The 13064-nt window shown below is 48.2% G+C and carries 12 protein-coding genes; 9 read left to right on the plus strand and 3 right to left on the minus strand.

Going from position 1 to position 13064, the window contains the following annotated elements; genetic code table 11:
• Positions 1 to 926 precede the first annotated feature (926 nt).
• Positions 927 to 2564 (minus strand): hypothetical protein, encoded by a 1638-nt coding sequence (locus M3P05_RS11110; protein WP_249699692.1) that lies wholly within the window; start codon positions 2562 to 2564, stop codon positions 927 to 929.
• Between the two features lie 373 nt (positions 2565 to 2937).
• Here M3P05_RS11110 and nrdR point away from each other — a divergent pair, with 373 nt between their 5' ends.
• The 8 genes from nrdR to M3P05_RS11150 all read left to right on the plus strand — a co-directional run bounded on the left by nrdR (position 2938) and on the right by M3P05_RS11150 (position 9610).
• On the plus strand, positions 2938 to 3426 hold the full coding sequence (gene nrdR, locus M3P05_RS11115) for a transcriptional regulator NrdR (RefSeq protein WP_249699694.1): 489 nt from the start codon (positions 2938 to 2940) through the stop codon (positions 3424 to 3426).
• Between the two features lie 29 nt (positions 3427 to 3455).
• Positions 3456 to 4589, plus strand: coding sequence for a bifunctional diaminohydroxyphosphoribosylaminopyrimidine deaminase/5-amino-6-(5-phosphoribosylamino)uracil reductase RibD (gene ribD, locus M3P05_RS11120; protein WP_249699695.1), 1134 nt, complete (start codon positions 3456 to 3458; stop codon positions 4587 to 4589).
• A gap of 43 nt (positions 4590 to 4632) precedes the next feature.
• Positions 4633 to 5316 (plus strand): riboflavin synthase, encoded by a 684-nt coding sequence (locus M3P05_RS11125; RefSeq protein WP_249699696.1) that lies wholly within the window; start codon positions 4633 to 4635, stop codon positions 5314 to 5316.
• A gap of 15 nt (positions 5317 to 5331) precedes the next feature.
• Positions 5332 to 6447 carry a bifunctional 3,4-dihydroxy-2-butanone-4-phosphate synthase/GTP cyclohydrolase II gene (ribBA, locus tag M3P05_RS11130; RefSeq protein ID WP_249699697.1) on the plus strand — a complete coding sequence of 372 codons (1116 nt, stop codon included), beginning with the start codon at positions 5332 to 5334 and terminating at the stop codon, positions 6445 to 6447.
• Positions 6448 to 6589: 142 nt separating this feature from the next.
• On the plus strand, positions 6590 to 7066 hold the full coding sequence (ribH, locus tag M3P05_RS11135) for a 6,7-dimethyl-8-ribityllumazine synthase (RefSeq protein WP_249699698.1): 477 nt from the start codon (positions 6590 to 6592) through the stop codon (positions 7064 to 7066).
• 1 nt (position 7067) lies between these two features.
• Positions 7068 to 7556 carry a transcription antitermination factor NusB gene (gene nusB, locus M3P05_RS11140; protein ID WP_249699699.1) on the plus strand — a complete coding sequence of 163 codons (489 nt, stop codon included), beginning with the start codon at positions 7068 to 7070 and terminating at the stop codon, positions 7554 to 7556.
• 5 nt (positions 7557 to 7561) lie between these two features.
• Positions 7562 to 8509 (plus strand): thiamine-phosphate kinase, encoded by a 948-nt coding sequence (gene thiL, locus M3P05_RS11145; protein ID WP_249699700.1) that lies wholly within the window; start codon positions 7562 to 7564, stop codon positions 8507 to 8509.
• Positions 8510 to 8758: 249 nt separating this feature from the next.
• Positions 8759 to 9610: a hypothetical protein gene (locus M3P05_RS11150; protein WP_249699701.1), complete on the plus strand. Its 852-nt coding sequence runs from the start codon at positions 8759 to 8761 to the stop codon at positions 9608 to 9610.
• A 60-nt stretch (positions 9611 to 9670) separates the two neighbouring features.
• Here M3P05_RS11150 and yqeB read toward each other — a convergent pair whose 3' ends face one another.
• Together yqeB and yqeC are read right to left on the minus strand one after the other, a co-directional pair.
• Positions 9671 to 11260, minus strand: coding sequence for a selenium-dependent molybdenum cofactor biosynthesis protein YqeB (gene yqeB, locus M3P05_RS11155; RefSeq protein ID WP_249699702.1), 1590 nt, complete (start codon positions 11258 to 11260; stop codon positions 9671 to 9673).
• A 271-nt stretch (positions 11261 to 11531) separates the two neighbouring features.
• Positions 11532 to 12308 carry a selenium cofactor biosynthesis protein YqeC gene (gene yqeC, locus M3P05_RS11160; RefSeq protein ID WP_249699703.1) on the minus strand — a complete coding sequence of 259 codons (777 nt, stop codon included), beginning with the start codon at positions 12306 to 12308 and terminating at the stop codon, positions 11532 to 11534.
• Here yqeC and M3P05_RS11165 point away from each other — a divergent pair.
• Positions 12297 to 12953, plus strand: coding sequence for an NTP transferase domain-containing protein (locus M3P05_RS11165; RefSeq protein WP_249699704.1), 657 nt, complete (start codon positions 12297 to 12299; stop codon positions 12951 to 12953). The two genes, yqeC and M3P05_RS11165, sit on opposite strands and share 12 nt — an antisense overlap.
• Positions 12954 to 13064 lie beyond the last annotated feature (111 nt).

The raw sequence follows: 13064 nt of genomic DNA on the forward strand, positions 1-13064 counted from the left end.
TCCTGTGGTGTACCCTCAAAAGGGCAGAAGTATTTGCAGTATGAGTTGGATTCTTCGGAGAGTGAACGCTTGAAAGGGGGCTTGGCATTCAAAGCTGCGTCCAGGACTTTCGGAAAAAAGTGTTTCAGCCCTTGCAATAGCTTCTTATCTGATGTGGGGTTTGCTGACGCTGATATGTCGGAGCTCTCTGCGTCGGAACATTGTGTTCTCAACCGTTTGATTTCCTCCATATCTTCACTGCTTCCCAGCAAAATTCCGTCTCGTATGGGGCGTTTTCTACAGCTTTCATGATGAGAAGTAGCTGAGCAGGTTAGATGGTTATCTCCACAATTATAAGCACAATCTTGTTGTTTGAACTGACAGATGTGGCTATCAAGTTCGTTATACCCGGCTTTCCAGCCGCAGGGAGTATTTGTGCAACCGAACTGAGTTTGATTTAAAGCTCGCTCAGAGCAACTATGTGTCACTTCTGCTACATGCCTTAACAATAATTTATTCTCGCAATCTGGACACTTACCTCTTAGTTTACGAAAAGTACTCTCTTCAAAACAGGAATGACATATCTGGTGTCCATTCTTACAAATCTGGACTGATTTGACATCATTTAAGCAAATCCCGCACTGGTCCACATGACTGGGTGCAGACCACTCTTTATCTTTAATTGTTATTATATGTGTACTTGCATCGATTTTGTTCATATGAAGATCCCTTTGCACCAGAAGTGAACCGTTAACATTGTTAAACGTTTGAGTCAGTCATATGTAATGGGTTCATGGGTTGTTAGAAATACTTGCCAGGGAGTAGAGTTTTGTTTTTCAGGCGGCAGGAGCTATCCCCTTTCCCAAAACCCCAAAAAAAACAAACCCACAAAATAGCTTTCAGGTGGATATGTGCTGACTGCTGTTGAACGACCCGTTAATGATCGATTATTTTGCTGATGTTCCCTCCCGTTGCTCTAAATAATTCGCAATTTCTTTATCATTTCTCGCACCTTCTCTTAATGCTAATATAAGCCCACGCCATGTCTCTTCCCAGGTTTCAGGATTTTTAAGCTTTTCTCCTACAGCACTTATAATTCTTGATGCTTTTTCGAAGTTGGTTATCCCAAATATATGGGGTATTTCATTTGTTTTTTCATCGATTACTGAGAAGGCGTGCAATTCATTAGAAAATGAACATATAGAAGATGATGTTGAATGTACTATTTTAACACGAATTTTGTTAAATCGTTCAAGTGCGGTTTGTTGTGATTTGACATTCGGGATGAATTCTGGCTGTCTGTAAAGGGCAGGTGCAGCACTAGCACCTGTAGATGCCCTGCCTGGAGTAACAATTAGGTGAGGCTGTCTTGTTTGGTTCTCTAATGCAGCCTGTAATTGTGTTGATACTGCACTGCCTTCAATGACACTTGGGTTATTTAGTGTTGATAATAGCTGCAGCCACATTTTATTGGTTACAGATGATTTAATTATTCCTTCTATGATATTAGTGATTTGCGCAGCTTTGTTATAATTTGTGAGTCCTGGGGGGCTTGCTATGTCTTGAAAACGCGAGATGGGGAAGCCCAGAATGGATGCTAACTGTCCAACGAATGATTGATTAGTCAGATTTTGTGAAAGCATAGTGGCAAACGCTGAGGACACTTTTTGAAATGCCAATCCAGCCATTGTTTTAAACCTTTCTGAATTAACGCAACTGCTGGAAACGGAAGGTGTTACTGGTACTACAGGTACTACAGGTACTACTGGTACCACTGGAGCTTGAACAGGAACAGATGCATTATTAGTTGTTGAAGCTGTGGCAGAGTGTCCTGATGATGAGCCTGATGCTTCGGGAGTGGTTGATGCAGTGTGGTAAACAGGAGTCAACATTAATGATGGTCGAGGTCGGCTTGAAGATGTTGGGTGTTGGCCGGAACTTGTCTTTGGATCTAGTTCTGATTCATAGTATTTTTTAATAGAAAAGGTGCTAAGTTTTTGGGTTTCAAATGATTGTATTAGTCTTTTCCACAATACGTCTGGTGTGGCTGTGTCTTTAAATTTCCTTACAAGCCCTCTTTTAAAAGTGGTGACTGTCATATCTGGCGATTGGCATATTGCTCTCTGATATTCATCATCATCCATATCTATAAGTTGTTCTAAAAATATCGCCCTCGAGAATTTTTCGATCTCTGATTCATCAAGATGATATGCCTTTGCTGAAAAGTTGTTAAGCGCCTTTATAGCAGCACTTCTATATTTCTGAATATCTTCAGGATTTAGACATTGAACTGTTTGAGGGGGGGGGAAACTGCTACGACCCCTCGTTTGTTGATGTTGTGTAGGTGCTTCTGTTCTGAAAGAAGCTGGCGCTGATGTGGCGGAGCTCTCTGTGGGCTTAACGTTGTTTTTCGCCACATCTTCACAATTATGAGGACAATCTTGTTGTTCGAGTTGACAGATGTGGCTATTAAGTTCCTTATACTCGCCTTTCCAGCTGCAGGGAGTATTTGTGCAACCGAACTGAGTTTTATTTAAAGCTTGCTTAGAGCAATTGTATGTCACTTCTGCTATATCCCTTGACAATAATTCACTCCTGCAATCTGGACACTTTTGTAGTATATGAAAGGTATCTTTAAAACAGGAATGACATATTTGGTGTCCATTACTACAAATCTGGACTGATTTGACATCATTAAGGCAAATCCCGCACTGATCCACATGACTGGGTGCAGACCACTCTTTATCTTTAATTGTTATTATATGTGTACTTGTATCGATTTTGTTCATATGAAGATCCCTTTGCACTAGAAGTGAACCGTTAACATTGTTAAACGTTTGAGTCAGTCATATGTAATGGGTTCGTGGATTGTTAGAAATACTTGCCAGGGAGTAGAGTTTTGTTTTTCAGGCGGCAGGGGTTACTATCCCCTTTTCTCAATACAGCTTTCAGGCAGATATGCACTGTCCTTTTTGTAACGCTGAAGATACCAAGGTGATTGATTCCCGGCTGGTTGCTGATGGCAGCCAGGTACGCCGTCGTCGGGAATGCACCTCCTGCATAGAGCGTTTTACTACTTATGAGAGTGCGGAACTGGTTATGCCCCGCATTGTGAAGCGTGATGGCTCCCGTGCCCCATTCGATGAGCAGAAATTACGGGCTGGGCTGCAGCGGGCTCTTGAGAAACGACCTGTCAGCACGGAACAGATTGAAGAAGCCATTAACCGGATCAAGCAGAGATTGCGGCGTCTCGGTGAGCGGGAAGTCAAGTCCATGACCGTTGGTGAAGAGGTTATGGGGGCACTGAAAGATCTTGATGAAGTCGCCTATATTCGCTTTGCTTCTGTCTACCGCCAGTTCCAGGATCTCGATGAGTTTCGTGAAGAGATTGACCGGCTGGAGAAAATACCACATGGTTCCTTAACCAGGAAAAACTCCAAGACTTGAGCTGTTTTCCAGAAAACGAAGTTGCGCTGATGTCCGAATTTTCCCGTAACGACCACGAATATATGGCCCGGGCGTTACGACTGGCCCGAAAAGGGCTTTATACAACCATGCCCAACCCCACGGTTGGTTGTGTTCTGGTTCGGGATGAAAAAATCATTGGGGAAGGCTTCACCAGCCCTGCAGGTGGTCCCCATGCCGAAATCAATGCCCTGACTGCTGCAGGAAATGCTTCAGGTGCCACTGCCTATGTTTCCCTCGAACCCTGTGCTCATTACGGTCGTACTCCACCTTGTGCCAATGCTTTGGTTGAGGCTGGTGTAACGCGAGTGGTGGCCGCCATGCGAGACCCCAACCCTCGTGTGAATGGCGGAGGCTTCCACATTCTGGAAAATGCAGGAATTCAGACAGCTTCGGGTCTGATGGAGGCTGAAGCCAGAGAAGTGAATGCCGGATTTTTCAAACTAATGGAAACCGGGCTGCCCCTGGTGCGTTGCAAAATGGCCATGAGCGTTGATGGCCGAACGGCCATGGACTCCGGAGAGTCGCAGTGGATAACCGGCCCGGATGCCAGGGCTGATGTGCAACAGTGGCGAGCCCGCTCCTGTGCCATAATCACCGGGGTAGATTCCATTATCCATGATGACTCATCACTGACGGTTCGCTCTGGTGAACTTCGGATTGAAAATCCGGAAGCCGCTGTAGAAAAGCAGCCGATTCGGGTTGTTCTGGACTCCACTCTTCGAATTCCCTATAACGCCCGCATTCTGAATCTTCCCGGAACCACTATTATTGCTTCGGCTCATCCTGATCTGGAAAAGCAAAAAGAGCTTGAAAGCCGGGGCATTGAGGTGTTGACTGTGCCGGGCTCAGATGGGCGGGTGGATCTTTCCCAGATGTTGAAAGTGCTGGCAGACAGAGGGTGTAAAGAAGTTCTCCTGGAAACTGGTGCCAGGCTGGCAGGCTCTGCCGTCAGGCAGGGTTGTGTCGATGAACTGCTGATTTACATGGCTCCTATTCTGCTGGGCAGTCAGGCGCGGCCGCTATTTGAACTGCCATTTGAGAAGATGGCAGAGAAACTGTATTTGGATATTCAGGAAACGCGCAGCTTTGGCCAGGATCTCCGTATTCGTGCCAGCTTAAAAGAACGCGTGGAACAGCCATGAGCGGGAAATGTTATTTCCATGGTTATAAGCAACAAGGTTAAATATGTTTACTGGAATCATTGAAGCTGTTGGCACGGTAAGGCGCCTTGAAGAACGGGGCGGTGATATCCGGTTACATATTGCTTCGGGCAAGCTTGATCTGAGTGATGTCAAACTGGGTGACAGTATTGCCACCAACGGGGTCTGCCTGACTGCCGTTGAACTTCCCGGTGATGGATATGTTGCTGATGTTTCCAAGGAAAGTATTCGGCGCACAGCCTTATCCCAGTTGTCAGCTGGAAGTCCTGTCAATCTTGAAAAAGCCATGCAGCCGACATCCCGTTTTGGCGGTCATATCGTTAGCGGACACGTCGATGGTGTTGGCAAGATAATAGAAATTAAACCGTCCGGTCGATCCGTGATCTACCGGGTAGAAGCGCCAGCTGAGCTGGCTCGATATATTGCCGAGAAAGGCTCCATTACTGTTGACGGTGTCAGTTTGACCATTAATGCCGTTGAAGGCTCCATTTTCAGTCTTAATATTGTTCCCCATACTGCCCAGGAAACCACTATCGCGAACTATCGCACTGGTTCCCGGGTGAACCTGGAAGTTGATATTATTGCCCGCTATCTGGAGCGACTGCTGTCCGGAGGGGACGTGGAATCTGCAGAACCTGTTGCTGATACAAAAGCGGCAGAGATGACAGAGAGTTTCCTGGCCGAGAATGGCTTTATGAGAAGGCGTTAAGCCAAAGGACAAATCATGCAGCTGAACACCGCTGAAGAGTTGGTTGAGGATATTCGCCAGGGTCGAATGATCATCCTGATGGATGACGAAGATCGTGAGAATGAAGGTGACCTGATTGTTGCCGCTGAAAAGATCACTCCAGAAATTATCAATTTCATGTGCACCCATGCACGGGGCCTGATCTGTCTGCCACTGACTGGTGAACGCTGTGATCAGCTGGGGCTGCCCCAGATGACCGCCAATAACCAGGAAGCACAAAGCACAGCCTTCACTGTTTCCATTGAAGCCGCAGAAGGTGTGACCACCGGTATTTCTGCTGCTGACCGTGCCCGCACCGTACAGGTCGCGTCTGATCCACGGTCTACAAAAGTTGATATTGTCCAGCCTGGACACATTTTCCCTCTGCGAGCCATGCCCGGTGGTGTGCTCCAGAGAGCCGGTCATACAGAGGCCGGAACTGACCTCGCAAGGCTGGCTGGATGTGAACCGGCAGCCGTAATTGTTGAAATCATGAACGAAGACGGTACTATGGCTCGCCGGCCTGATCTTGAGCGTTTCGCTGAAACGCACGGAATCAAGATTGGTACTATCGCAGACCTGATTCACTACCGGATTCTGAATGAGAAAACGGTGGAACGCGAAAATGTCGGGGAGCTGCCGACGGTCTACGGGAATTTCCGCATGACCGAGTATCGCGATGTTATGACCGGCCGGACACACTTGGCACTGGTTATGGGCCAACCTCAGCCAGAAAAACCGACTTTGGTTCGGGTCCATCAGGCAGAAACGTTCCGGGATCTTCTCGGAGCCTGCAAGACGGACAGTACCAGTTGGCCACTGCCCGCTGCCATGGCGCGTATAGCCAAAGAAGGTGAAGGTGTGCTGGTACTGCTGGATGCTGATGAATATGAGCCGCTTGGAGACAGCATGAAGCGTTTCCATGAACAGGATCGTCAGCACCATACGACCGGGGCACATGCCGGTGTATATATGACAATTGGAACGGGTTCCCAGATTCTGCGGGACCTGGGGGTTGGCAAAATGCGCCTGCTGAGTTCACCCCTGAAGTTCAGTGCTATCTCTGGTTTTGATCTGGAGGTTACGGAAAATATTCCGTGCCAGCAGCCCTAAGCGGCAAGGTCGATCAGGAGAACAGTTACAAATGTGAAATGCAGCCCTCATCTCTGTTGTGGCTGCATTTTTGCGTTGCAAAAGATACCGGTTAGTGCCAGGCACTGACCGACGGCAGCTTAAAAAGCAAAGAGGAATAGCCATGACTGGCATCAGAACAATTGAAGGAAACCTGACTCCGAACGACGGACGTTTCGCAATCGTAGTCGCTCGCTGGAACTCTTACGTTGTTGAGAGCATGGTTGAGGGCGCTATCGATACTTTGAAGCGTCACGGCATCAGCGAAGAGCAGATTACCATTGTCCGTTGCCCGGGCTCCTTTGAGTTGCCTCTGGTGGTCAAGAAAGTGGCCAAGCAGGGTCGCTACGATGCAGTCATTGCGCTGGGCGCAGTGATTCGCGGTGGAACACCGCACTTTGATTTTGTTGCAGGTGAGTGCACCAAGGGTATTGCCCAAGCAATGCTGGAACACGAAGTTCCTGTCTCCTTTGGTGTACTGACAGTTGATACAATCGAGCAGGCCATCGAACGGGCTGGTACCAAGATGGGTAACAAGGGCGAAGAGGCCGCTATGGCCGCGTTTGAAATGGTGAGCCTGCTCAAAAATCTGGAGTCTTGATTTGAGCGCTGAAAGTAATAACGCCGGCCAGAAAAACCGGGGTCGCACCCAGACACGTCGTAAGGCGCGTGAACTGGCTCTGCAGGCGCTGTACCAGTGGCACATGGCCGGTAGCTCCATCACCGATATCGAAGCCCAGTTCCGGGCCCGTAACGATATGACCAAGGTTGATGGTGGCTTTTTCCGGGAACTTCTTCTGGGAGTTGCCCAGCAGGCCAGTGAACTCGATGAGACACTGTCTCCTGTGCTTGACCGTGATCTGGAAAAACTGGATCCGGTTGAAAAGGCAGCCCTGCGCCTGGGTTGCTACGAGTTGAAGGTGCGTACTGATGTGCCTTACCGTGTGGTCATTAACGAAGGCATTGAGCTGGCTAAAAAGTTTGGTGCCCAGGATTCCCACAAGTACATCAACGGTATTCTCGACAAGCTGGCTCTGAACCTGCGGGCTGTTGAGGTAAAGGAATACCGTAACCGTCGTCAGTCCAGATAAAGGCCATGGATGAATTTTCACTGATCAGGACAATTTTCCAGCGCCCGGAGCTGACGACAGCTGGCGGGCAACTGGATATGGGCATAGGTGATGACTGTGCCCTGGTACCTCTGTCATCAGAACATCAACTTGTGCAAAGTATTGATACTCTGGTGGCTGATGTGCATTTTCCTGCCGGTGGAGATCCCTTTCTGATTGGCTATCGTTCCCTTGCTGTCAGTGTCAGCGACCTGGCAGCAATGGGAGCTACCCCCCATAGTTTTTTTCTTGCCCTGACCCTCCCTGAAGCTGATACCAAGTGGCTGGAACAGTTCAGTAACGGGCTGGCCGCAATGGCAAAAGAGGCAGGGATCAGTCTTGCCGGTGGTGATACAACCTGTGGGCCGCTAACCATATCAGTGCATGTTCAGGGCTTTGTCCCCAAAGGCCGTGCATTGATGCGCAGTGGTGGCAAACCTGGTGATCTGATTTATGTCAGTGGGCATACCGGTGAAGCCTGTGCCGCACTTCCCTATATCCTTAACCAGCGTGCAGTCACCACTAAAGCTGAACAAAAGCTGGTTGATCGTTATTGGCAGCCCACTCCCCGAATAAAACTTGGGCAGTGGTTGCTTGAACATGGTGCCACCGCAGCCATTGATATTTCTGATGGACTTGCCGGAGATTTGGGGCATATTTTGAAAGCGTCCGGCTGTGGTGCGGAACTCAACAGTTCCCGTGTGCCAATATCGCCAGAACTGAAGGAAACCTGTGGCGAGTGGGCCCTGGATAAGGCGCTGTGTGGCGGAGATGATTATGAACTCTGTTTCTGCTGGCCTGCCGGAAAAGCGATCCCTTCAGATATTCCGGTTACTGCCAGAAATCTTGGTTTTATGACAGATCGAAGTGAGCAATTTCTGATTGACGGCCAAGATGTTTCCAATTTTTGTGCTGGCAGCTACAGGCATTTCTAAAGAGGGGGCTTGAGAATTGTCGCTGCACTGCGTACGGCCCAGAGTGGTGACGCCATTATAAAAATTATGTTTCATGAAATGTGATTTGGTCAGTATAACTTGACTGCCTGGTTAGAGGTAATAAACAAAAAAACAAATTCATGCCCAAACAAGGAATAACTTCGAAACTTCAGGAGGGAAAAATACTCTATTAATCCAGCAGCGTATGCATACCTGCATCGCAAGCGTTTAATAAAAAGGAGATAGAGAATGGAATCATCAGCGCATACTACACTTGCCTCAGCTGCACCTATTGCTATTGCCACTCCAAAACAGGGTGAAGAACAAGATAAACAGTCTGGAGCTTCATCACCAGGAGTTGCCTTTGGACAAGATGTGAGTGTCATATCAGCAAAACAAATTTTAAGTCTTCATCCCGCTGGGACAAGTATTGAAATGTCTATTTCAATTCCCAGTCATGATTCTTCCACCTTGGTGTCTAAAAAGGTGAAGCTGACAAAAACGGAAGATGGAGTAGTTGAAGAGTATGAAGAAACAATAAAAAATATAAAGGTATTTACCGTTTCTGAAGAACAAAAGCTGGCAGGGAAGGCCATGCTGGCTGGTTCTGGATTGTTATTGGAGAATGATAAAAAACTTATAAAATACCAGAGCGATATTGAGGGAGAGGGCACTACTCAAGGTATAGGTTATTTTTTGACAGTTAAAAAAGATACATTTACCGATGCAAACGAAGTGGATATCGAAATCACACCCTATATTGGCCTATTTGATTTTGGTGATATACCAACTAGAAAAAAGAAGTGTCGACCTATATCTATAGCTACATGTTTTCTGATTAACAGTGCTAAACAGTCAAATCGTGCTGTCAATGTCGGTTTCCAGCATTGTGTAGATAACTCAGAAAATAACCATCTGGGTAATATGTTCTTAATGACCAAAACAAAGAGCGAGGAAATCCAGCGTATAAATGCTACCCGCCTATGTGATTTCAATGGTGGAAAAAATCGTGGTGATTTCAATGGTGGAAAAAATCGTGGTGTAGTCTTTGAATTGAATTTAAAAGCAGAACCAATGGTTGTTCAAGTTTACAGTGAGTAAAAAATTACATCTGATCAATATATGATAGCCAGGCTAAAGATAATCAGGCAAAACCGGCCCTTAGTGCCTGAACATCATGATAGCTTCCAGAACTCCCCCGGCAACTGCACGGGCCTTGTCAGAAACTGTCGTGTGATCAGCTTGTTCTCCGCGAGGATCGATATCCCCGATTTTGAAGCCTTCTGTGACAGAGATTCCAGGGTTCAGCATGCCGCGGATCTTGCCGGAAATTTTTGCGGTTACCGCCTCATTGCCAACTTTGGCAATCATCTGGCCTTCTACCACAAGGTCACCAACAGCGGCTAATGGCTGCATCTCTCCGGCAGAAGGTGCGCGAATAATTCTTTCTTCGGTATAGCCTGCGATGTTGCCCGGAATGCCAGTGTTCTGAGCGGCAGGGCCTTCCAGAATAACGCGGCCGAGATTGTGCCCACGGTTGGTTTCCACAACCACATCCACATCTTCACCAGCGTTAAAACCCGGACCAAGTGCGATAGTCAGTGGAGCCATTTCCTTGCTGGTGCCGAGGTTTTTCTTGGCCAGAATAGAGTCGATAACAATTCCGGGTTTGAACTGGCGAAGAATTTCACCTTTCGGATCTATTAGAACCGGGACAGTACCTGCATCCAGTAAACGCCAGGCTTCGGCAACTGAGCAGGCCTTGTGAGCCTTGATACCTTCGACTTCAACAGAACCATCAACAAACATGGTCTGGGCAAAGGCGACACTGGTGCGGATAACGGTGGGTTCGGCTACATCCAACATGGCAACCTGAAAACCACTGCGTTTCAGGCGAATGGCCGTTCCGGTTGCCATATCGCCAGCTCCGCGAATAACAACCAGGTTGCTGCCACCGTTACGAATGCTGTCTTTCATTGGGCGACCGCTGCGCTCATTACGTTCCATCAGGATTTCAGCCATGATGCTGACAGCAATCTCAACGGGAGTTTCTGCACCGATATCCAGACCAACCGGTGCCCGAATCCCGGCCACAACCTCAGGACTGACGCCACGTTCCAGCATACGCTGCTTCAGGGTCTTTACTTTGGTGCGGCTGCCAAGAAGGGCGATATACGATGAGGAGGACTCGATAACGGCTGCCAGACCATCGGTGTCTTCATGGTTGGTGGCAACCAGTACATAACAGTTGTCGTTCAGTTCGACTTTAGTCAGACCTTCAGCCATGGTTTCACCATGGACAAGGCGGGTGCCATTTGGAAAGTGCAGGGCATTAAGGTTGGGTTCGTAGCTGTCTACAACAGTAATTTCAAAACCCATCTGTCCTGCAAGCGCGGCAACAGCACGGTTAACATGGCCGGCTCCCGCCAGAACCATTTCGGGCTTAAGACCATGAACATCAATATGGATGGTCATGGCGCCAGCGCAGTCCATATCCATTGCATCTTTACCTTTGCGGGTCAGTGAGCGCTGGATAGTGCGAGGCTTGCGCGCAACAATGGCTTCCATAGCCTGGTCAATAACATGATTTTCAATCAAGCCACCGCCAACGGTACCAAGAACGGTACCGTCACGGCGAACAAGCATTTGTGAGGAATGACGAGGGGCTGATCCTTTGGTGGATACAATAGTCGCGAGAGCAAAAGGGGTATTGCTCTCGGTCAGTCTTGCAGCTTCAGCAAAAAGATTCATGTAAGGCAGATTCCTGTCTGTTATTAGGGGCTGCTCACAATTAAACCTCGACTCAGTGGCTCTAAAAGCGGTCAGCTGTTAGAAGGGGTTGCGAAAATAGTAGTCATCTACATTGAGCAAGCCCGACGCAGCAGATGGCCGCTTTTAGAGCCACCCGTAGGGCGCTTCCGAGAGCTTCTATGAGCTTCGTTGTAGTGCCTTGAAAGGCACTCAGCATTCCTGCTGCACTACGCCTCGTCATAGAAACTCTCGGAAGCGCTGAGTTCGATGTTTAATTGTGAGCACCCCCTAAGCACTCGACCGGCTCATCTTTATTGGCAAGAGAAGCAAGCAGTGCGCGTTCGATATGTGTGCTTTGACCGAGAACGGCCCAACCCAGCAGCCAGGCTTTGTCTCGTAGTTCAAAGCTGTCGAGCTTGTTGATCAGCCAGCAGAGGCGACTGTTCAGAGGAGGGGAGCCGAACAAACCGACAACAGGTTTGAGCAGCCCTACAAGAGATTGGCCGCTGACCGGGCGCCCCTCGCGCTGCCCAGTCAAAGACTGAAACAGGGGCCAGCGGTGTATGGATTCAGGTCCGGCGGGGGCACGAATACCATCCCAGCCGGTAACTGCGATAACAACATCGCAGCTGTCGGGAAGAACCGGTTCACCAATAGCTGGTGCCTTCATCGGCTTTTCCCGTGCGCCATCTGCTTCCACAATAACGATGTCGCATAAATTCTGTTCCAGCCAAAGGCCTGGCTGCTCTGGAAGTACTCCTGTGAGCTTGCGTTTGTCTGACTCACAGGGAGCCCCCGCAACTGCAATACAACCTGGCTCTAGACTGAACATCTCACCGGGTTTGATAATGGCCTGGTCTTTAGGGCGGTAAATCCTGGTTGTTGTCGTCACCAGTACGCGGAGATTCTGGCTGGCCAGCTCATCGGCCAGTCGAAACATCAGGGTGGTCTTTCCACCGGCACCGGTGATGGCGATAATGCGTTCCTGCTCTGCATTAAGCGACAGAGCGTCTGAGATATTTTCCGGAGCCTTACTTTGACTGTTCAACTGGACTACCTCTCTACAGCACCGCTAACTGATCAGAAAACGTTGCCTGCTGACTGTATTGTTCTGGCGGCCGGCCTTTCGTCGCGCATGGGTGAATGGAAGATGTCTCTGCCCCTTTCTCCGGTAAACGGTCCTGAAGAGGCACAAACTATCCTCGATCACAGCATCGCAAACGCCTTGTCGGCCTGTGAGCGGGTTATTCTTGTGACCGGGTTCAGAGGGGAAGAACTGGCGGAGAGATACCAGGGAAGATCGAACATTCTTGTTGCGCATAATCCCGACTTCAGAGAAGGCATGAAGAGTTCCCTTTTGTGCGGTTTGGCACGTGTACGTGCGGGCTATGCTTTCATAACTCATGGTGATCTGCCGTTTCTCTCATCTTCACTGTTTGCAAAGCTCTGGAAAGTACGTGGCGATAAACCTGTCTTCCCTGTTTACAAAAATCAGCACGGACACCCTGTTCTTGTTTCTAAAAAAGTTATCAAGAGATTAATAAAGTTTAACTCTGACAAGTCAATTAAATCACTCCTGCGCAACGATTGTTTTGATTTATGTATAAACTGTCGTGACATTCTTCGTGATATAGATACACCAGAAACTTATTACGCCGAAACAGGATTAATGGTTAATAATTCCAGCTTATGAATGTGTCTAATTGGAAAGGTGTAGAAAAGGTAGCGTTTAGTCAATCGCAAAGAAAGTGATGGCTGATATATATCAATCTGGTAATGAAAATTGCAGGCTTGGTAAATTCAA

The organism is Parendozoicomonas callyspongiae (genome assembly GCF_023502345.1).
Taxonomy (GTDB): domain Bacteria; phylum Pseudomonadota; class Gammaproteobacteria; order Pseudomonadales; family Endozoicomonadaceae; genus Sansalvadorimonas; species Sansalvadorimonas callyspongiae.